This is a genomic window from Xenorhabdus ehlersii (genome assembly GCF_003610465.1).
Classification (GTDB): Bacteria; Pseudomonadota; Gammaproteobacteria; order Enterobacterales; family Enterobacteriaceae; genus Xenorhabdus; species Xenorhabdus ehlersii.
Genome location: NZ_RAQI01000002.1, coordinates 1 through 25,220, shown reverse-complemented (window position 1 = coordinate 25,220; position 25,220 = coordinate 1). Strand labels below are relative to the sequence as shown.

At 47.2% G+C, this 25,220-nt stretch carries 3 protein-coding genes; all 3 read left to right on the top strand.

What is annotated here, in order from left to right:
* Positions 1 to 454 precede the first annotated feature (454 nt).
* Positions 455 to 12,676, top strand: a complete 12,222-nt coding sequence (locus BDE27_RS06040) for a non-ribosomal peptide synthetase (RefSeq protein WP_120211329.1) — start codon at positions 455 to 457, stop codon at positions 12,674 to 12,676.
* Positions 12,677 to 12,679: 3 nt separating this feature from the next.
* Complete coding sequence (locus BDE27_RS06035; protein WP_120211328.1) at positions 12,680 to 24,436, top strand: non-ribosomal peptide synthetase; 11,757 nt, start codon at positions 12,680 to 12,682, stop codon at positions 24,434 to 24,436.
* Between the two features lie 268 nt (positions 24,437 to 24,704).
* Positions 24,705 to 25,220, top strand: a 516-nt coding sequence (ttcA, locus tag BDE27_RS06030) for a tRNA 2-thiocytidine(32) synthetase TtcA (protein ID WP_120211327.1), incomplete at its 3' end; no start/stop codon positions are given.

Sequence of the window (25,220 nt, the reverse complement as noted above, 5' to 3'; positions counted from 1 at the left end):
AAATATTATAGACTTCAATGCAAATGACTATCACTATTGAAACTTGAAGAACTACGACCATAAAATCATGATCATGGAATAATGGGTAAAAATAATGACTATTCTCGAAAATAAAAACAAACTGTGCGAAACAGGATAAGTGCCGAAGATATACACTTAAATAGACAAAAAATAAAATTTTAAACCTTGGACAAACAATATTAACTATTTAAAATGAGGGGGAATGCTGAAAGATTGCGAGATTAGCTGTAGTGATACCATGATAGATCATGCTAATACCTATTAAATAAAATAGTAACCTGATGTTAAAAATCGTAAAAGTTCAGATATAACATAATAAATTATGTTAATGCCAAAACATAAATGAATTAAGGTTAGGCAAGCACTGAAATCTACTCATTTGTATCATGAATTACAAATAACTTGTAAACGGAATGCATTCGTATAATTTACTATGAGAACACTTGAAGGTTCGTTGAATTCGAACTTATATAACCTTCATCCCGCTCAAGAGGATGTGTTTTATGAGCAAACCTTTCATGAAAACAAGCCGTTACACAACCTGGGCTGGTATACCTTGATGGAAGGTGAAGTTGATATCGTCATCTTGCAACAAGTTTGGCGATTACTATACCAACATGTTGATATGTTGAGGTTACGCATATCCGTTAATTCGGATAATGAAGCAACCCAATATATTCAGAATCAGAGTAATACTGAATTAGTCATATTCCATGATTTTACAATGCAGCCTAATCCTGAAAAAAAAGCAAAACTTTGGATGCAGCAGCAGATAGATATTCCCATTAACTTTCCAAATGCGTCCTTATACCAAGCCTCATTGCTTCGTATTACGAACGAGAAACACTACTTCTTCACTAAATTCCATCATATTATGATTGATGGGGTTGGTTTATTTCGGTTACATGAATATACCCATAAATTATATGCATGTCTGAAAAGTGGAGCATCAACAGCCTGGTTAGCAGAAATTCCACAATATTTAGATAACATAGAAAAAGCAAAAGAATATCTGACTTCTTCTTATTATGAAAAAGATAAAAACCACTGGTATGATTTTTTAACAAAAAACGATATCCATCAATTAACTCCTTGTTATCAGAATAGGGGTTCCCGTAACGACATGTTGGTATTACCGTTTTCAATTAAAGCTGATTTACTTGCTTTTTGTGAAAAAAATAAAACGAACTTTCTTGCTGTCTTTTCGAGCTTAGTTATCATTATGATGTCAGAACTGACAGGGCAACAGGAATTAACATTTAATACCATTACTCATGGCAGAAGGACAAAATCAGAGAAATATGTCGTAGGGATGCAGACAAATATCTATCCGGTACATTGCCATGTTTCTCACACAATCAGTGTCACTGAACAGATTAAGGTAATAGAATTAGCGCTAAAAGAGAGTTATCACCACGGCCAGTTCCCTCGTTCTCACTTGATTCGCATGGCCAATAACCATGGCATTGCTTTACCTAATATATTTATATTCTATGAAAGGCTTTCAGAATCAGCATCTGAAATCAATCAGGCGCAGCATTATATTGTAGATGGGGGATTTAACACTGATCCTATCGTTTTTCGCTTGCAAGACTTTGGATATGATCAGGAGCTAACAATAGCGATAGATTATTTACGGGAATATTTTAGTGAGCAAGATGTAAAACAAATACTTGCGCGATTGCAGAACTTATTGACTGCTTTACTTAACACACCTTCTTTATTCGTCAATGAATTACCTATCTTATTAGAACAGGAGTGTCACACCCTATTACACAGTTGGAACCAGACTGATGCATCCTACCCACAGGATAAAATCTTACAGCAACTGTTCGAGGCACAGGCAGAAAGAACACCGAATAACGTGGCGCTGGTATTTGAGGAGAAAACCCTGACCTATCGTCAACTCAACGAACAGGCAAACCAGCTCGCCGTTGTGATACGTGAACACTGCCAGCGGCAATGCAATGCACCGATGCAAGCCGATACACCAATCGCTCTCTACCTCGACCGCAGTCTGGAGATGGTAGTCAGTATCCTGGCGGTACTGAAAGCCGGTGGCGCTTATGTACCGATCTCTCCTGAATATCCACCGGAACGAGTTCAATTTATTCTGGCAGATACCGGAAGCCTGTGCGTGCTAACCCAACAGCGGCACCTGACAACACTGGAGAAACATACCCACACTTTGCCAATTCAGCCAGCGCTGATAGCCACAGATGACTGCACAGTCACCCAAGACCAAGCAGTGGAAAATTTAGTGCCAGTGAACAAAAGTACTGATTTGGCCTACATCATCTACACCTCCGGGACAACCGGACAGCCGAAAGGCGTTGAGTTGACTCACCGAAACGTCATCAATCACCTGTGTTGGATGCAATCCCAATATCCATTAAGTGCATCGGATAAGATCCTGCAACAAATCCCTTATACCTTTGATGCTTCAGTCTGGGAGTTGATTGCAGCGAACTGTTTTGGCGCCAGTATCGTGCTGCCCTCACCGGATGTCCATAAACAGCCTGAGGCCTTATATCAACTGATACAGAAAACTGGCGTGACGGTGGTGCAATTTGTCCCGTCCATGTTAGGTGCTTTCTGCCAAACGCTGCGGGACTTAGGGCAGCTGTTACCCGGCACTATCCGTTATGTTCTGTGTGGCGGAGAGGCGTTGACGATGTCCCATGTCAACACGTTTAGATCTATAAATAGTCATTCGAGTACCTTAATTAACCTTTATGGTCCTACAGAAACAACAAATGATATTACTCACCTTGATGTAACCGATGAAATGAGTGGCAATATCCCCATTGGCAAAGCACATCATAACACCCGCCTGTATGTCCTTAATCATTATGGCAAACTGTCTCCCATTGGCGCCCCTGGTGAGTTGTATATTGGCGGTGCAGGGCTGGCAAGGGGGTATCGGAATCGTCCAGATCTGACCGTCGAGCGTTTTGTGGAAAATCCGTTTGCCACAGACGAAGACAAAGCCCGGGGTTATACTCGCCTGTACAAAACCGGTGATCGGGTACGCTGGCTGCCGGACGGTAACCTGGAATATCTGGGACGCTATGATTTTCAGGTCAAAATTCGTGGTTACCGCATTGAACCGGGTGAAATCGAAACAGCCTTGTCTTCTCACCCACAAGTGAAGCAGGCAGTAGTGATCGACCGAGAGCATGTGGGCCATAAAGCACTGGCGGCTTACCTGGTTACCGACGAAGCCTTGACCAATGACACTCTGATAGAGCATCTGTCAACTCACCTGCCGGAGTACATGATACCCGCCAGCTTTACCCGCATTGATGCCATTCCCTTGACTATCAACGGCAAGCTCGATCGCCATGCTTTGCCAGATCCTGAGTGGGAAGACCGAGAGCTTTATATAGCGCCACGCACTGAGTTGGAAACCCGATTGTGCACGCTTTGGCAAGACGTTTTAGGATTAGAACGGATCAGCATTGAGGATAACTTCTTCCGTATCGGTGGCGACTCGATTGTCAGTATCCAGTTGGTCTCCAAACTGCGGCAGATCGGTTTCTCCCTGCAAGTCAAATCGATTTTTGAAGCACCAACAGTAGCACGGTTAGCGCAACTGCTGACACAAACACCATCTCCGGTAACTGTGGTGGCAGAACAGGGATTATTAAACGGGGAATTTGATCTGTTGCCTATCCAGCAGGATTTCTTCAACCAGAACCTGCCATGTCCGCACCATTGGAATCAGGCATTTATGATCCGACTGCCAGGCAATATCAGTCACGCTGCTATTGAACAGGCGCTGATCGCACTGGCTGAACGACATGATATGTTACGTGTCCATTTTGTTGACACCGAACAAGGTTATCGTCAGTGCTACCCCGCAGAAATGCCGCCCTGGTTACCCACATTACAGCATTGTGATTTCAGTGAGTTAAATCACCAGCAACTGACCCAATGGCAAAGTGGCTTTAACTATTGCACGGGACCTTTATGGCAAACCGCTCATCTGACCGGATATGCTGATGGCAGCGCCCGTTTATTCTTCGCATTTCATCACCTGATTATTGACGTGGTGTCGTGGCGGATTATTGCTGAAAATATACGCCTGCTACTACAGGGAACAGCGCTGCCACCGAAAACCAGCAGTTATCGGCAATGGGTTGCTGCTGTCCATCGCTATGCCATACAACATCAAGACGAAGTGCCCTACTGGCAGGGCGTCATGGCGGGGGGAAAAACTTATCCGGTGACGGGAGAACTCAACACGCATCAACTGAGTTTATCAACTAAACTGACAAACACTCTGTTGCATGAGGCTAACTTAGGTTATCACACTGAAATTAACGACTTACTGCTTAGTGCCCTCACACAGGCATTGCAGACAACATTCTCTCGTACGGTAAACCTCATTACTCTCGAGGGGCATGGGCGGGAAACTATCGACAGTGCTCTGGATGTCTCCGAAACTGTGGGCTGGTTTACAACCACTTATCCTGTTCGTCTGACAATGCAAGCCGATGTCGCGGAAACCATTATTCACACCAAAGAAATGCTGCGGGCCGTACCGAACAAAGGCATCGGTTATGGGGCGTTACGTCAGGCCGGATACTTATCAGAGAATTTGCCAGCTATCAGCTTTAATTACCTTGGGCAATTGGGGGGTGAGGCCGGACACATTAACCATCAGGATTGGGCGCTGACCAACGAAGACTGTGGTTCAATGATCGCCAACGAGAACATTAGCCATTTACTGCTGGATATCAATGGCGCAATTCAGGCAGGAAAACTGCAATTCAGTATACTGTCTCGCTTACCATCAACCCAAACACAAATGTTTATCACCGCCTTTGAGCAAGCACTCAATAGTGTTATCACCACCGGCCAAAAACAGGCTCAATTGGGTAGTGTGAGAACGCCCAGTGATTATGAATTTAAAGCGGTTTCAATTGAACGCTTAAATCGTTTGCAACAAAGCTATCAGGTGGAAACCCTGTATCCCGCCACCAGTTTGCAGCAGGGATTTATTTATCATCATCTGGCTCAACCACAGGATGATGCCTATCGTGTGCAACTGTTGTTGGATTATCACACCCAACTCAACCTTGCCGCCTATCAGCAAGCCTGGTCGCTGGCTTCACTGCGCTTTCCTATCCTCAGAACAGCATTTGATTGGGAAGGGGAAATTTTGCAGATTGTAACCACAGGTGCCAGTATTAATTCGGCGAACTTCGAGCTTAAAGATATCAGCCAATTACCAGAAGAAGAACGAAACAAAGAGATTGAAGCGATCCAACAACATGACCGTACTCTGCCTTTTAATTTACAGCAGCCCGGATTAATCCGATTTACCTTAATTAAACAGAGTGAACAACTGATAACGGTGCTGATCACCCAACACCACACTATTACTGATGGCTGGAGTGGCCCGATTTTATTACAGACTGTGCACGAGTATTACGACATGCTGGTACAAGGACAGAAACCTCAGATCGTAGTGGAGCACGCTTATCTGGCAACCCAGCAATACTATCTGGGGCATCTGGCTGAGTCAGAAAGGTATTGGGCGGAACGCAAAACACATTTCCAGGGAACCAATAATCTATCATCCCTGTTAAATCATCATGTTAATCTGACACAGATAAAAACCATCGAAAAACCGGCTGAACAGGCGCTTACTGTAAAGGGAGGTGATTATACGCAACTTAGGGATGTGTGCCGTGAACAAGGCATTACCCTGAATGTGGTACTGCAATTTGCCTGGCATAAATTACTGCACAGCTATACCGGAGATGAACAGACTATTGTCGGCACCACCGTCTCCGGACGCGATGTACCGGTGGACGGTATTGAGTCCAGTGTCGGCCTGTATATTAATACCTTGCCATTAATAGTGCAGTGGCATAAAACCAACAGGGTGATTAGCGTCTTACAAGCTATACAGAAAGATATCGCCGCACTCAACAGTCACAGCGCCGTCTCACTGGCCAGTTTGCAATCCGACGGGGAACGGCTATTCCATAGCTTGTTTGTCTTTGAAAATTACCCCGTCCCTGTGGCAAGCGAAAATAAGGCAGGGATTGAAAACACCCTGATATTCCGCCAGGCCATCGAAAAAACCGATTATCCATTATCACTGATGGCCTATGAACAAGATAATTGTCTCACTGTCAAATTGGGTTATGGAGAAGACTGGTTGACAGATAAACAAGCCCTGCGCTTGCTTCGTCAGCTTGAACGCATCCTGCACGCTGTGGCCTGTGATCCACACCAGCCGCATACTGCCCTCCGGTTCCTCAGTGAGGAAGAGCGCTATACCCTGCTGCACACCTGGAACCAAACCGATGCCCCTTACCCGCAAGATAACACCTTGCCGCAACTGTTTGAGGCTCAGGCAGAAAAGACGCCGGATAACGTGGCGCTGGTGGTTGAGGGGAAAAAACTGACCTATCAACAGCTAAATCAGCAGGCAAATCAGTTGGCCAGTGTTATTCGAGAACGTTATGCCCCTCTGCGAGCAGACACCCCTATCGCTCTCTATCTTGACCGCAGTTTTGAAATGGTTATCAGTATCCTGGCGGTGCTGAAAGCCGGTGGTGCTTATGTGCCCATTTCCCCTGAATATCCACCGGAGCGAGTGCAGTTTATTCTGCAAGATACCAGAAGCCCGTGTGTACTCACCCAGCAACAGCATCTGACGACCCTCGCGGAATATACCCAGGCACTGGCGGAATCGCCAATACTGATAGCGGCAGATGACCAGATAATAACCACAGGCCGCACCGTAGAAAATCTGCCTCCAATCAATAACCCTACCGATCTGGCCTATATCATCTACACCTCCGGCACCACGGGGCAACCCAAAGGCGTCATGATCGCGCATAAAAATGTGGCTCATCTGGTTGCGGCACAGGCAGAACTGTTTGATATCACAAAGCGAAAAAAAACCTTAATGTTTGCCGCGTATGTTTTTGATGCTTCGGTTTCCGAACTGTTTCTTAGTTTATTAAATGGTCTGACGGTTTATCTGTGCAGTGAAACCGAACGTAATGCCCCCGCGGTTGCACACCTGATTCAGCGTGAAGGTATTGAATTAGCCACCTTACCGCCCGCCATGCTGAAAATATTAATCGGCACTGAGTTACCCTCCTTGCAGTTATTGGTGACCGCGGGAGAATCACCGTCCGCAGATTTTCTTGACTACTTCAGTTATCACAGTGGGGTACTGAATGCTTACGGCCCAACCGAAGTTACCGTTTGTGCCAGCGGAAAGCACTATCAACATGGAGAGGCTGCCAGCAATATTGGTAAGGCCATCAATAATGTCCGTCTTTACGTCCTTGATAGTCACAACAACTTATCCCCTATCGGTGCGCCGGGTGAGTTGTATATCGGCGGTGCCGGACTGGCACGGGGATATTTAAACCGGCCTGAACTCACTGCCGAGCGTTTTGTCAAAAATCCGTTTGCCACCGCAGAAGATAAAGCCCGTGGCTATACCCGCCTGTATAAAACCGGCGACTTAGTCCGCTGGTTGCCAACTGGGGAGCTGGAATATCTGGGACGCAATGACTTTCAGGTTAAAATCCGCGGCTACCGCATTGAGTTGGGAGAAATCGAAAACGCCCTGACTTCACATCCCCAAGTCAAACAGGCGGTGGTGATTGACCGCGAACGGGAAGGCCATAAGGCGCTGGTAGCTTATCTGGTCACCGATGGTGAGGTATCGGATGATGCCCTGATTACACACCTTTCTCTTCACCTGCCAGACTATATGCTGCCCGCCAGCTTTACCCGCATTGAATCGGTGCCCTTGACCTTGAACGGTAAGCGGGATCGCCGCGCCCTGCCGGCGCCGGTATGGGGAAACCGCGACAGTTATATGGCGCCCCGCAATGCCCTAGAAACCCGGTTATGTGCCGTCTGGCAGGAAGTGTTGGGGCTGGAGAGAATTGGCATTGAAGATAACTTCTTCCGTATCGGCGGCAATTCCCTGACAGCGATTAAACTGACGGCGGCTATTCGCCAAACTCTGGCAATGGACGTGTCACTGACGCAACTGTTTGAACTCAAAACCATCGCCGGTCTGGCGACCCAGATGGGACAACCAGCCGATACGGTTATCCCTCACCTTGCGCTGGAGCACTATCCCTTATCGTTTGCCCAAGAGCGCATGCTGTTTATCGAGCAGTTTGAACAAGGCACCGATGCCTACCATATCCCCTATCTGGTTCAACTGGATAATGACACCTGTCTGCCCTTATTAGAAACCGCCATTAACCGATTAGCGGAGCGCCATACCATCATCAGGACAGTCTACCGCCATCATGATGATGGACAGAACGACCAACAGGTACTGGACAGGTCGTTGGTTATCAGGTCAGTAGCACCCTGTGATGATATTGACACACTTCTCGATACGGTTCGCACTGAAATCACCACGCCATTTGATTTGACCACAGAACCCAGTCTGCGCCTCTGTCACTATTCCATGGCCGATAAACATTATTTCCTGATGCTATGGCACCATATCGCCATTGATGGCTGGGCTTTCGATATTTTTATGCATGAACTGGCAGAAATTTACCAGGCCCTGCTAGCCGGCCGTGACAGCCGGTTGCCTGCCCTGGATATCGCCTATGGCGACTATGCCGCATGGCAGCGGGAATATTTACAGGGCGATGTGCGTGAACGCCAGCTCACCTACTGGCGACACACTTTAGCCCACTACGAAACCCTGGCCCTGCCAACAGACCACCCCAGACCCGCCCAGGTCAATTATCAAGGAAAGGACTTCAATTTCACATTGGATGCCGCCCTCTCTGACCAGTTAAGAACGCTGGCAAAAAATCAGGAAACCACCCCGTATACCGTGCTGCTCAGTGGCTTTTATGTCACGCTGGCAAAATTATCCGGCCAAAACGATATCGTACTGGGGACACCGACCGATAACCGGCACCATGCCCAAACTCAATCCCTGATAGGGATGTTCGTTAACTCCCTGGTCTTGCGGGCACAGCTTGCGCAGACAGACAGTGTCGCCACCCTGATTAAACAGACCCATCAATTACTGGCCGACGCCAAGGCGCATCAGGACATGCCGTTTGAACAACTGGTTGACGCCCTGACGATTGAACGTGACACCGCCCGCCATCCGATTTTTCAGGTGATGTTTGGCTTACAGAGTTTTGGTGAACACCAGCCAGAAACCAGATTACCCTTTCATCCGGTGACGCTGGACGAATCGCTATACAGCCCAGCCAAGTTTGACTTAAGCCTGTTTCTGTCCGAGGGACAACCCGCTATTACAGGTTGCCTGAATTATGCGGTCAGCCTGTTTAACGAAACCACCATGGCACGGCTGGCCGGTATCTATCAACGGGTGCTGACCGCCTTCGTGGCAGACCCGCAACAATCTCTGGCCGGGATTGATATCCTGTCGGCCCCGGAGCGCCACACCCTGCTGCACACCTGGAACCAGACCGATGCTCCCTACCCGCAAAATAACACCTTACCGCAACTGTTTGAGGCTCAGGCAGAAAAGACGCCGGATAATGTGGCGCTGGTCTTTGAAGGGGAAACCCTGTCCTACCGGCAGTTAAACCAACGGGCAAATCAGTTAGCCGGTGTTATTCGTGAACGTTATCAGCAACGTAATACTGTCCCCCTGCAAGCAGACATCCCCATCGCCCTCTATCTTGACCGCAGTCTGGCAATGGTTATCAGCATCCTGGCGGTACTGAAAGCCGGTGGCGCTTATGTGCCCATTTCCCCCGAATATCCACCGGAGCGGGTGCAGTTTATTCTGCAAGACACCGGAAGCCCGTGCGTACTCACCCAGCAACGCCATCTGACGACACTGACGGAATATACCCAGGCACTGACGGAACCGCCGATATTGATAACCGCAGATGACCGGACAACAACCGCAGGCTACACCGTAGAAAATCTGGTGCCGATCAGTAACCCTGCCGATTTGGCCTATATTATCTACACCTCCGGCACCACCGGACAACCCAAAGGCGTCATGATCGCGCATAAAAATGTGGCCCATCTGGTTGCAGCACAGGCAGAACTGTTTGATATCACAAAGCGAAAAAAAGCCTTAATGTTTGCGGCATATGTTTTTGATGCTTCGGTTTCCGAACTGTTTCTTAGTTTATTAAATGGCCTGACGGTTTACCTGTGCAGCGAAACCGAGCGTAATGCTCCCGCGGTTGCACACCTGATTCAACGAGAAGGCATTGAATTAGCTACTTTACCTCCTGCCATACTGAAAGTATTAATCGGTACTGAGTTACCCTCTTTGCAGTTATTGGTAACAGCAGGTGAATCACCGTCCTCAGATTTTCTTGACTATTTCAGTTATCACAGTGGGGTACTGAATGCTTACGGCCCAACCGAAGTTACCGTTTGTGCGACGGGGAAACATTATCAACATGGGGAGATTGCCAGCAATATTGGTAAGGCCATCAATAATGTCCGTCTTTACGTCCTTGATAGTCACTGCAACTTGTCCCCTATCGGTGTGCCGGGTGAGTTGTATATCGGTGGTGCCGGACTGGCACGGGGGTATTTAAACCGGCCTGAACTCACTGCCGAGCGTTTTGTGCCGAATCCGTTTGCCACCGCAGAAGATAGAGCCTGTGGCTATACCCGCCTGTACAAAACCGGCGACTTAGTCCGCTGGCTGCCGAATGGGGAGCTGGAATATCTGGGACGTAATGACTTTCAGGTTAAAATCCGTGGCTACCGTATCGAATTAGGGGAAATTGAAACTGCCCTTGCCACGCATCCGCAAGTCAAACAGGCGGTGGTGATTGACCGCGAACGGGAAGGCCATAAGGCACTGGTGGCTTATCTGAGTACAGATGGTGAGGTATCAGATGATGCCCTGATTACACACCTTTCTCTTCACCTGCCGGATTATATGCTGCCCGCCAGCTTTACCCGCATTGAATCGGTGCCCTTGACCTTGAACGGTAAGCTGGATCGCCGCGCCCTGCCGGAGCCAGTATGGGGAAACCGCGACAGTTATATAGCCCCCCGCAATACCTTAGAAACCCGGTTATGTGCCATTTGGCAGGAGGTGTTGGGCCTGGAACGGGTTGGCATTGAAGATAACTTCTTCCGTATCGGCGGTGATTCTATTGTCAGTATCCAGCTAGTCTCTAAACTACGTCAGGCAGGCTTTTATCTCCAGGTCAAATCGATATTTGAGGCACCAACAGTGGCTCGGTTAGCCCAACTGCCAACACTGACATCACCCACAGTAAAAGCCAGTGCAGAGCAAGGGTTATTAAGCGGGGAGTTTGGTTTATTGCCTATCCAGCAAAACTTCTTTGACCTCAATCTGCCAAATCCACACCATTGGAATCAGGCATTTATGATTCAGCTTCCCGGTAATATAAAATCCGCAGAAATTGAACAGGCTCTGATAACGCTGGCTAAACGACACGATATGCTACGTACCCATTTTATATATACTGAAAACGGTTACCGTCAGTGCTATCCGCCGGAAATGCCATCCTGGTTACCCGCATTACTTCACTGTAATATCAGTGAACTTACACAAACGGAATTACACCAACAACTCACTCAATGGCAAAGTGGGTTTGATTACAGTAACGGGCCTCTATGGCAAGCCGCTTATCTGACCGGATACGCCGATGGCAGCACCCGATTATTCTTCGCATTCCACCATCTGATCATTGACGCTGTATCCTGGCGAATTATTGCAGAAGATATGCGCTTGTTATTGCAAGGCATGACCTTACCATCGAAAACCAGCAGTTATCGGCAGTGGGTGACCTCTGTCCATCATTATGCACAACAGCATCAGGATGAAGTGCCCTATTGGCAGCAAGTAATAGCAGGCAACGATATAAATCCTGAGTTGGATAAAACCACTTATCACCTATTAGACCTCTCTGCTGAAATGACTGACATCCTGCTGCATGAGGCCAACGCCGGTTACTCCACTGAAATTAACGACTTATTACTGAGTGCCCTGACACTGGCGTTACAGGGTACTTTCTCCCAATCAGTAAACTACATCGTCCTGGAAGGTCATGGACGGGAAACCATCGATAACACGCTAGATATTTCCGAAACCGTCGGCTGGTTTACAACACAATACCCCGTCCGGCTGGCAATGCAGACCGATATTGCAGAAACCATTATCCACACTAAAGAGATGCTGCGCGCCGTGCCAAACAAAGGCATTGGTTATGGGGCATTACGTCAAACTGGACATTTGTCAGGAAATTTACCGGCCATCAGCTTCAATTATCTCGGCCAATTAGGAGGAAGCTGCCATCAAGACTGGTCACTGAGCAGCGATAGTTGTGGCACAGTGATAGCCAGCGGGAATGACTGTCATTTACTGCTGAATATCAATGGCGCAGTTCAGGCTGGAAAACTGCAATTTAGTGTGGACTCCCGCTTGTCACAAGCCCAGACAGCGGTATTTATCACAGTATTTGAGCAAGCACTCAATAGCGTTATCACCGAAGGTCAAAAACAGGCCCAATCGGGAGGAATAAAAACTCCCAGCGATTATGGAATTAAAAGCGTTTCAATTGAGCAGCTAAACCAGCTTACTCATCGTTTGGGCTGTGTGAAGAACGAAAATTCACCTCTCTATCCAGAAAAGAAAACCATTTTGGACATATAAAAAATGTTGATGCTATTTAAAGAACTCAAGAAAAATTATGTATCAGTATGGGTCTGTGAAAATAAATTAAAACTGGCATTTACAGGGGAAACGCCTCCTGTCCAGCTTATTGATAAGGTTAAGAAGAAAAGAGAAAACATATTAAGCTTCTTAAATGAAAAGAATATTTTCTCCGAAGAGGATTTCAACAGTTTTACCTTTAGTGGAATTGAAGCGATATTTCCTGCCACCAGCTTGCAACAGGGTTTTATTTATCATCATCTGACTCAACCACAGGATGATGCCTATCGCATGCAGTTGCTGTTGGATTATCACACCAATATCGACTTTGCCACCTATCAACAAGCCTGGTCACTGGCCTCACTGCGTTTTCCTATCCTCAGAACCGCATTTGATTGGGAAGGGGAAATTTTGCAGATTGTCACTGCGGGTGCCAGTATTAGCTCGGCAAATTTCAAAAGCAAAGATATCAGCCACTTACCAAAAGAAGAGCGCAACAAAGAGATTGAAGCGATCCAACAACATGACCGTACCCTGCCTTTTGATTTAAGCCGGCCCGGATTAATCCGCTTCACTTTCATCAAGCAGGATGAACAACAGGTAACCGTGATGATCAGCCAACATCACTGCATTTCCGATGGCTGGAGTAACTCGATTTTATTACAAGCTGTACATGAGTATTACAATCAACTCATAAAGGGACAAGTTCAGCAGGTTGTCGTGGAACACGCTTATCTGGCAACCCAGCAATATCATCTGGATCATAAAGCTGAATCAGAAGCATATTGGGCGCAGCGCAAAGCACACTTCCAGGGAGCTAACGATCTTTCTGCAGTGTTAAGTCATCATGTTGATTTAACGCAGATAAAAGCCGTTGAAAAGCCAGCCGAACAGAAGATTACGGTACAAGGGCACGCTTATGTGCAACTTAAGGATATGTGTCGAATGCAAGGCGTTACCCTGAATGTGGTACTGCAATTTGCCTGGCATAAATTACTGCACAGTTACACCGGGGATGAACAAACCATTGTTGGTACTACCGTATCCGGGCGCGATGTACCGGTGGACGGTGTTGAGTCCAGTGTCGGCTTGTATATCAATACATTGCCATTAACAGTGCAATGGACCCAGGCTGACAGGGTAGCCACTATATTGCAAGCAATACAAAAGGATATCGCCGCCCTCAACAGCCACAGTGCGATATCACTTGCCAGTTTACAATCCGATGGGAAACGGTTATTCCACAGCCTGTTGGTTTTTGAAAACTACCCTGATCCTGTCGTGAGCGAAAACAAGGAAGGCATTGAAAACACCCTGACATTCCGCCAAGCCTTCGAAAAAGTGGACTATCCGGTATCTCTGAAAGCTTATGAACAGGATAACAGTCTCATAGTCAAATTGAACTATGGTGAAGACTGGCTGACAGATAAACAAGCACTGCGCTTGCTTCATCAGCTTGAGCGTATTTTGTATGCCGTAGCCCATGATCCACACCAGCCGCATACCGCCATCCTGTTTCTCAGTGAAGAAGAGCGTAAAACCCTGCTGCACACCTGGAATCAGACCGATGCCCCTTACCTGCCAGATAAAACCTTGCCACAACTATTTGAAACACAAGCAGAAAAAACACCGGATAGCGTGGCGCTGGTGTTTGAAGGGGAAACGCTGACCTACCGGCAATTAAACCAACGAGCGAATCAGTTGGCTGGTGTTATTCGTGAGCGTTGTCAGCAACGTAATGCTGTCCCTCTGCAAGCAGATACCCCCCTCGCTCTCTATCTTGACCGCAGTCTGGAAATGATTATCAGTATCTTAGCGGTACTGAAAGCCGGTGGCGCTTATGTGCCCATTTCCCCCGAATATCCACCGGAGCGGGTTCAGTTTATTCTGCAAGACACCGGAAGCCTGTGTGTACTCACCCAGCAACGGCATCTGACGACATTGACGGAATATACCCAAATACTCGCGAAAACGCCGATATTGATAACAGCAGATGACCAGACAATAACCGCAGGCTACACCGTAGAAAATCTGGCTCCGATCAATAACCCTGCTGATTTGGCCTATATCATCTACACCTCCGGCACCACGGGGCAGCCCAAAGGCGTCATGGTTGAGCATAAGAATGTGACCCACTTGGTTGCAGCACAGGCAAAACTGTTTGATATCACAAAGCGAAAAAAAGCTTTAATGTTTGCTGCGTATGTTTTTGATGCGTCTGTTTCCGAACTGTTTCTCAGTTTACTTCATGGCCTGACAGTTTATCTGTGCAGTGAAACAGAGCGCAATGCTCCCGCGGTTGCACACCTGATTCAGCGAGAAGGCATTGAAATCGCCACCTTACCCCCAGCTATATTGAAGTTATTAATTGGTACGGCATTACCTTCCTTGCAGTTATTGGTGACGGCAGGTGAATCACCATCCTTAGATTTCCTTGACTATTTCAGCCATCACAGCGATGTACTGAATGCATATGGCCCGACCGAAATCACCGTTTGTGCGACGGGGAAACATTATCAACGTGGAGATATTGCCAGCAATATTGGTAAGGCGATTAATAACGTTCATCTGTATGTTCTTGACAAACAGGGTAACCTGCCCCCTGTCGGTGCATCGGGCGAGTTGTATATCGGTGGTGCCGGACTGGCACGAGGGTATTTAAACCGGCCTGAACTGACTGCCGAGCGTTTTGTGCCGAATCCGTTTGCCACCGCAGAAGATAAAGCCCGTGGCTATACCCGACTGTACAAAACCGGCGACTTAGTCCGCTGGCTGCCGAATGGGGAGCTGGAATATCTGGGACGTAATGACTTTCAGGTTAAAATCCGCGGCTACCGCATTGAGCTGGGAGAAATTGAAAGCGTACTGACCTCGCACCCACAGATAAAACAAGCTGTGGTGATTGACCGCAAACACAACGGAAATAAGGCACTGTTCGCGTATTTGGTCACAGATGGCGTGCTATCCGATGACACCCTGATTAGATATCTTTCCACCCGCTTGCCGGACTATATGCTGCCCGCCAGCTTTACGCGCATTGAATCTATACCCTTAACCCTCAACGGCAAGTTGGATCACCGCGCCCTGCCAGAGCCAAAATGGGGAAACCGCGACAGTTATATGGCGCCCCGCAATGCCCTAGAAACCCGGTTATGTGCCATTTGGCGGGAAGTGTTGGGGCTAGAGAGAATTGGCATTGAAGATAATTTTTTCCGTATCGGTGGCGATTCCATAATCAGTATCAAACTGGTTTCCAGGCTGCGACGTGCTGGTTTTTCCCTGCAAGTCAAATCGATTTTTGCGGCACCAACGGTAGCGCTGCTAGCGCAACTGCTGACACAAACACCATCTCCGGTAACTGTGGTGGCAGAACAGGGATTATTAAACGGGAAATTTGGTCTGTTGCCTATCCAGCAGGATTTTTTCAACTGGAATTTATCGCGTCCACACCACTGGAATCAGGCATTTATGATCCGACTGCCAGGCAATATCAGTCATGCTGCTATTGAACAAGCCCTGATCGTACTAACTAAACGACATGATATGTTACGCGCCCATTTTGTTGACACAAAACAGGGTTATCGCCAGTGTTATCCTACAGAAATGCCCCCCTGGCTGCCCACATTACTGCATTGTGATTTCAGTGAGTTAAATCACCAGCAACTGACCCAATGGCAGAGTAGCTTTAATTATTGTACTGGTCCTTTATGGCAAACCGCCCATCTGACCGGATATACCGATGGCAGCGCCCGATTATTCTTCGCATTTCACCACCTGATTATTGACGTCGTGTCGTGGCGAATTATCGCTGAAGATATGCGCAGATTGCTGCAAGGCGAAACGCTGCCGGCAAAAACCAGTAGCTATCGGCAATGGGTTAATGCCGTACATCGCTATGCAGAGCACCATCAGCAGGAAGTTCTCTATTGGCAGCAAGTGATGGCTGAAAACCATGTCTATTCTGCTTCGCATGAAATGAGTCAACACATGTTAGGTGTTTCCGCTGAATTGACCGACATTCTGCTGCGTGAAGCCAATGCCGGTTACCATACCGAAATTAACGATATACTGCTTAGCGCCCTCACATTGGCATTACAGACCATTTTCTCACATCCAGTTAACCACATTATGCTTGAAGGTCATGGACGAGAAGCCATTGATAATACACTGGATGTTTCAGAAACCGTCGGTTGGTTTACGACTATCTATCCTGTTCGTCTGGTGATGCAGAACGATATTGCGGAGACGATCATTCATACTAAAGAGATGTTGCGTGCCATACCGAATAAAGGTATCGGTTACGGGGCATTACGTCAGGCAGGATATTTGTCGGGGGATTTACCGACGATTGGCTTCAACTATCTCGGTCAGTTAGACGCAGAAACTGAGCAAAACTGGTCACTGATCAGCGACGACTGTGGAACCGTAGTGGCAGATGATAACCATAGTCATTTGTTACTGAATATTAATGGCTTGATTCAAGCGGGCAGGCTGCAATTTAGTATCAGTTCGCACTTATCACAAACTCAGACGCAAGCATTTATCACAGCATTTGAGCAGGCACTCCATTCTGTTATCGCCGCAGGTCAAAAACAGGCTCAATTGGGTGGAATAAAAACTCCCAGTGACTACGGTATTGAAGGGATCTCAATCAAACTTTTGTGTCATCTTCAACAGATATATCAGATTGAAGCACTATACCCCGCCACCAGTTTGCAGCAGGGATTTATTTATCATCATCTGGCTCAACCACAGGATGATGCCTATCGCGTGCAATTACTGTTGGATTATCACACTCAACTCGACCTTTTCGCCTACCAACAGGCCTGGTCGCTGGCTTCACTACGCTTTCCCATCCTCAGAACAGCGTTTAACTGGGAAGAAGAGGCTTTGCAGATTGTGACTGAAGGGGCAAGTCTTGATTTGGCAAATTTCACCTTCAAGGATATCAGTCAGTTACTACCAGAAGAGAAAGCCAGGGCGATTGAAGCGATCCAACAACATGATCGTACGCTGCCCTTTGATTTAAGTCAGCCCGGATTAATCCGCTTTACCTTAATTCAACAGAGTGAACACCAAGTAACGGTGCTGATCACGCAACACCACAGTATTACTGACGGCTGGAGTAACCCGATTTTATTGCAAACTGTGCATGAATATTACAACGAACTCGCGCAAAACCGAGTTCCCCAAATCGTGGCAGATAAAACTTATCTGGCAACTCAGCAATATTATCTGGAGCACAAAGCAGAATTTGAGGCTTATTGGGCGGAGCGAAAAACACAATTTCAGGGAGCCAACAATCTTTCTGCTCTATTAAGCCATTACGTTGATTTATCCCGAATAAGGGCGATTAAAAAACCAGCGAGGCAAGCTATTGCCATCCAAGAAAACGTATATCAGCAGCTTAAGAAAATGTGTCGTGAACAAGGCATTACCCTGAATGTGGTACTGCAATTTGCCTGGCATAAATTACTGCACAGTTATACCGGAGATGAACAGACTATTGTCGGCACCACCGTCTCCGGACGCGACATACCGGTGGACGGTATTGAATCCAGTGTCGGCCTGTATATTAATACCTTGCCATTAATAGTGCAGTGGCATAAAACCAACAGGGTGATTAGTGTCTTGCACGATATACAGAAAGATATCGCCGCACTCAACAGCTACAGTGCCGTCTCACTGGCCAGTTTGCAATCCAACGGGGAACGGTTATTCCATAGCCTGTTTGTCTTTGAAAATTACCCCGTCCCTGTGGCAGGCGAAAATAAGGCAGGGATTGAAAACACCCTGATATTCCGCCAGGCCATCGAAAAAACCGATTATCCATTATCACTGATGGCCTATGAACAAGATAATTGTCTCACGGTTAAATTGGGTTATGGGGAAGACTGGTTGACAGATAAACAAGCCCTGCGCTTGCTTCGCCAGCTTGAACGCATCCTGCACGCTGTGGCCTGTGATCCACACCAGCCGCATACTGCCCTCCGGTTCCTCAGTGAAGAAGAGCGTAAAACCCTGCTGCACACCTGGAACCAGACCGATACCCCTTACCCGCTAGATAACACCTTGCCACAACTATTTGAAACTCAAACAGAAAAAACACCAAATAGCGTGGCATTGGTGTTTGAAGGGGAAACCCTGACCTATCAACAGTTAAATCAACGGGCAAATCAATTGGCCAGAGTTATCCGCGAACGTTATCAGCAACGTAATGCTGTCCTTCTGCAAGCAGACATGCCCATAGCCCTTTACCTCGACCGTAGTTTGGAAATGGTTATTAGTATCTTAGCGGTACTGAAAGCTGGCGGGGCTTATGTGCCCATTTCCCCTGAATATCCACCGGAGCGGGTGCAGTTTATTCTGCAAGATACCAGAAGCCCGTGTGTACTCACTCAGCAACAGCATCTGACGACCCTCGCGGAATATACCCAGGCACTGGCGGAATCGCCAATACTGATAGCGGCAGATGACCAGATAATAACCACAGGCCGCACCGTAGAAAATCTGGCGCCGGTCAATAACCCTGCCGATTTAGCCTATATCATCTACACCTCCGGCACCACGGGGCAACCCAAAGGCGTCATGGTTGAGCATAAGAATGTTATCCATATGGTTGCAGCACAGGCAGAATTGTTTGATATCACAAAGCGAAAAAAAGCCTTAATGTTTGCCGCGTATGTTTTTGATGGTTCTGTTTTCGAACTATTTTCCAGTTTACTTCATGGCCTGACGGTTTACCTGTGCAGTGAAACCGAACGCAACGCCCCCGCGGTTGCACACCTGATTCAGCGTGAAGGTATTGAAATCGCCGCCTTACCGCCAGCTATATTGAAGTTATTAATTGACACTGAGTTACCTTCCTTGCAGCTATTGGTGACCGCGGGAGAATCACCGTCCTTAGATTTTCTTGACTATTTCAGCCATTACAGCGATGTATTCAATTCCTACGGCCCAACCGAAGTTACCGTTTGTGCGACAGGGAAATATTATCAACATGGGGAGATTGCCAGCAATATTGGTAAGGCCATCAATAATGTCCGTCTTTACGTCCTTGATAGTCACAACAACTTATCCCCTATCGGCGCATCGGGCGAGTTGTATATCGGCGGTGCCGGACTGGCGCGGGGGTATTTAAACCGGCCTGAACTCACTGCCGAGCGTTTTGTCAAAAATCCGTTTGCCACCGCAGAAGATAAAGCCCGTGGCTATACCCGCCTGTATAAAACCGGCGACTTAGTCCGCTGGTTGCCAACTGGGGAGCTGGAATATCTGGGACGCAATGACTTTCAGGTTAAAATCCGCGGCTACCGCATTGAGTTGGGAGAAATCGAAAACGCCCTGACTTCACATCCCCAAGTCAAACAGGCGGTGGTGATTGACCGCGAACGGGAAGGCCATAAGGCGCTGGTAGCTTATCTGGTCACCGATGGTGAGGTATCGGATGATGCCCTGATTACACACCTTTCTCTTCACCTGCCAGACTATATGCTGCCCGCCAGCTTTACCCGCATTGAATCGGTGCCCTTGACCTTGAACGGTAAGCGGGATCGCCGCGCCCTGCCGGCGCCGGTATGGGGAAACCGCGACAGTTATATGGCGCCCCGCAATGCCCTAGAAACCCGGTTATGTGCCGTCTGGCAGGAAGTGTTGGGGCTGGAGAGAATTGGCATTGAAGATAACTTCTTCCGTATCGGCGGCAATTCCCTGACAGCGATTAAACTGACGGCGGCTATTCGCCAAACTCTGGCAATGGACGTGTCACTGACGCAACTGTTTGAACTCAAAACCATCGCCGGTCTGGCGACCCAGATGGGACAACCAGCCGATACGGTTATCCCTCACCTTGCGCTGGAGCACTATCCCTTATCGTTTGCCCAAGAGCGCATGCTGTTTATCGAGCAGTTTGAACAAGGCACCGATGCCTACCATATCCCCTATCTGGTTCAACTGGATAATGACACCTGTCTGCCCTTATTAGAAACCGCCATTAACCGATTAGCGGAGCGCCATACCATCATCAGGACAGTCTACCGCCATCATGATGATGGACAGAACGACCAACAGGTACTGGACAGGTCGTTGGTTATCAGGTCAGTAGCACCCTGTGATGATATTGACACACTTCTCGATACGGTTCGCACTGAAATCACCACGCCATTTGATTTGACCACAGAACCCAGTCTGCGCCTCTGTCACTATTCCATGGCCGATAAACATTATTTCCTGATGCTATGGCACCATATCGCCATTGATGGCTGGGCTTTCGATATTTTTATGCATGAACTGGCAGAAATTTACCAGGCCCTGCTAGCCGGCCGTGACAGCCGGTTGCCTGCCCTGGATATCGCCTATGGCGACTATGCCGCATGGCAGCGGGAATATTTACAGGGCGATGTGCGTGAACGCCAGCTCACCTACTGGCGACACACTTTAGCCCACTACGAAACCCTGGCCCTGCCAACAGACCACCCCAGACCCGCCCAGGTCAATTATCAAGGAAAGGACTTCAATTTCACATTGGATGCCGCCCTCTCTGACCAGTTAAGAACGCTGGCAAAAAATCAGGAAACCACCCCGTATACCGTGCTGCTCAGTGGCTTTTATGTCACGCTGGCAAAATTATCCGGCCAAAACGATATCGTACTGGGGACACCGACCGATAACCGGCACCATGCCCAAACTCAATCCCTGATAGGGATGTTCGTTAACTCCCTGGTCTTGCGGGCACAGCTTGCGCAGACAGACAGTGTCGCCACCCTGATTAAACAGACCCATCAATTACTGGCCGACGCCAAGGCGCATCAGGACATGCCGTTTGAACAACTGGTTGACGCCCTGACGATTGAACGTGACACCGCCCGCCATCCGATTTTTCAGGTGATGTTTGGCTTACAGAGTTTTGGTGAACACCAGCCAGAAACCAGATTACCCTTTCATCCGGTGACGCTGGACGAATCGCTATACAGCCCAGCCAAGTTTGACTTAAGCCTGTTTCTGTCCGAGGGACAACCCGCTATTACAGGTTGCCTGAATTATGCGGTCAGCCTGTTTAACGAAACCACCATGGCACGGCTGGCCGGTATCTATCAACGGGTGCTGACCGCCTTCGTGGCAGACCCGCAACAATCTCTGGCCGGGATTGATATCCTGTCGGCCCCGGAGCGCCACACCCTGCTGCACACCTGGAACCAGACCGATGCTCCCTACCCGCAAAATAACACCTTACCGCAACTGTTTGAGGCTCAGGCAGAAAAGACGCCGGATAATGTGGCGCTGGTCTTTGAAGGGGAAACCCTGTCCTACCGGCAGTTAAACCAACGGGCAAATCAGTTAGCCGGTGTTATTCGTGAACGTTATCAGCAACGTAATACTGTCCCCCTGCAAGCAGACATCCCCATCGCCCTCTATCTTGACCGCAGTCTGGCAATGGTTATCAGCATCCTGGCGGTACTGAAAGCCGGTGGCGCTTATGTGCCCATTTCCCCCGAATATCCACCGGAGCGGGTGCAGTTTATTCTGCAAGACACCGGAAGCCCGTGCGTACTCACCCAGCAACGCCATCTGACGACACTGACGGAATATACCCAGGCACTGACGGAACCGCCGATATTGATAACCGCAGATGACCGGACAACAACCGCAGGCTACACCGTAGAAAATCTGGTGCCGATCAGTAACCCTGCCGATTTGGCCTATATTATCTACACCTCCGGCACCACCGGACAACCCAAAGGCGTCATGATCGCGCATAAAAACGTGGCCCATCTGGTTGCAGCACAGGCAGAACTGTTTGATATCACAAAGCGAAAAAAAGCCTTAATGTTTGCGGCATATGTTTTCGATGGTTCGGTTTTCGAACTATTTTCCAGTTTACTTCATGGCTTGACGGTTTACCTGTGCAGTGAAACCGAGCGTAATGCTCCCGCGGTTGCACACCTGATTCAGCGTGAAGGCATTGAAATCGCTGCGTTACCGCCAGCCATGCTGAAGCTATTAATTGGTACGGCATTACCCTCTTTGCAGTTATTGGTGACGGCAGGTGAATCACCGTCCTCAGACTTTCTTGATTATTTCAGCCATCACAGCAATGTATTCAACTCCTATGGCCCAACCGAAGTCACCGTTTGTGCCAGCGGCAAGCACTACCAACATGGGGAGATTGCCAGCAATATTGGTAAGGCCATCAATAACGCTCGTCTGTACGTTCTTGATAGTGACGCTAACTTATCCCCTATCGGTACGCCGGGTGAGTTGTATATCGGTGGCGCCGGATTGGCACGGGGGTATTTAAACCGGCCTGAACTCACTGCCGAGCGTTTTGTGCCGAATCCCTTTGCCACCGCAGAAGACCAAGCCAAAGGTTATACCCGACTGTACAAAACCGGCGACTTAGTCCGCTGGCTGCCAAATGGGGAGCTGGAATATCTGGGACGTAATGACTTTCAGGTTAAAATCCGTGGCTACCGTATTGAGATGGGAGAAATCGAAAACGTCCTGACTTCACACCCCCAAGTCAAACAGGCGGTGGTGATTGACCACGAGCATGAAGGCAATAAGGTGCTGGTCGCGTATCTGGTCACTGATGGTGTGTTGTCCGATGACGCCCTGATAAGATATTTATCGTCCCGCTTGCCGGAATATATGTTACCCGCCAACTTTACCCGCATTGAATCCGTACCGTTAACCCTTAACGGCAAGCGGGATCGCCACGCTCTGCCGACGCCAATATGGGATAATCGGGACAATTATATTGCGCCCCGCAATGTGTTAGAAACCCAGTTATGTGCCATTTGGCAGGAAGTATTAGGTTTGAAACGGGTAGGTATTGAAGATAACTTCTTCCGCATTGGTGGTAATTCCCTAATGGCGATTAAATTAACTACAGCAATGCGTAATGAAATAAACGTTGATATTCCTTTAAATATTTTATTTAGCTACAAATGTATTTCCTTGTTATCCCAATGGTTGGAGTCAGGCAGCATTAAATCCAATTTACTTAATTTTTTAACACCAAAATCAACCGCAACCAGTAAACTGTTTATGATCCATGCAGTCAATTGCGGTAGTGAAGTATATGAACCTCTGGCAAATACCTTATCTGATATGTATAACTGCATCGGTATTGATAATTACAATCTTTCTACAGAGAATAAAATTGATTCATTACAACAGATAGCACAGATCTACATGAAATTAATCTTAACCGAAACCTCCATTGACAAACCTATTCGTATTTTAGGCTGGTCATTAGGAGGACAGATAGCTATGGAGATTGCATTTCAATTGGAACAACTTGGTGCAAAAGAGATTCAATTATATTTATTAGATACCGTAATCAATAATAATCAGATAAAAGAACTTAGGGATAAACTAGATATATCAAATGCATATGGTAAAGTCATAAAAAAATTACAGGAAATGGGAGCAAATGAAAATTATATCAATAAGGTATTAGAAGCAATACCGTTTGAGTCTGGAATAGCAAACTGTAATTTAAGCGGTAATTTATCATATACAAACATCATTTTATTTAAAGCTGGTCAAGCAAATCCACATCATAAAGATGAAATAGGACTTACGATGAGTCAATTGATAACCAAAATACCAGATAACAACATCTCACAATGGGCAACCAATCCATTAGTAATTAAGTTGATTGATAATTGTTATCATGAAAATATTATTGAACATGTTTCCATTATTAGTACAGAAATAATTAACACATTGTCAATTAAAGACAATATATCAATATAGGTTAACTTAATTACAATTAACTTAGTGAGGCCAGTAGTGCTGGCCTCATATTTTCGACTGTAAGTACTTTTCCAGTCGCTATTAACGCTTCCTTCATTGCTAACAACTACGGTAACGTGTCCTTTCACAACAACACTCAGTATATGGTTGAAATTTGTTGGTCACAGATATGTTTCAAACAAAAAGAAAAATCCGTATAATCCAGCCCCTGCAAAGGATCCGTATAGAAAATCTACAACCGGTATAATCGGCAATGTGAGAAGTCGCAATGAATCAAAAAGATACGAGAAAAGAGACACTTGAATTCAACAAACTCCAGAAACGCCTGAGGAGGAACGTTGGTAATGCCATCATTGATTACAATATGATTGAAGACAATGATGTTGTAATGGCATGTATCAGTGGTGGCAAAGATTCATTCGCGATGTTAGATATCCTGTTGAATCTGCAAAAAGCGGCACCAATAAAATTCAAAGTAGTTGCAGTGAACCTTGATCAGAAACAGCCTGGTTTTCCTGAGCATATTTTACCCCAATATTTTGAAAGCCTGGATATTCCCTACTACATTGTCGATAAAGATACCTACTCAGTGGTTAAAGAAAAAATCCCTGAAGGCAAAACTACCTGTGGATTGTGTTCAAGACTACGTCGCGGCACTCTCTATTCTTTTGCAGAAAAAATCGGGGCAACAAAGATTGCACTTGGGCATCATCTTGATGACATCGTTGAAACGCTGTTTCTGAATATGTTCCATGGTGCCCGTATGAAAGCGATGCCACCCAAA

Excerpts from the sequence above, each read along its gene's own strand:
- BDE27_RS06035 (WP_120211328.1), top strand. The coding sequence starts at position 12,680 with ATGTTGATGCTATTTAAAGAACTCAAGAAAAATTATGTATCAGTATGG.
- BDE27_RS06040 (WP_120211329.1), top strand. The coding sequence starts at position 455 with ATGAGAACACTTGAAGGTTCGTTGAATTCGAACTTATATAACCTTCAT.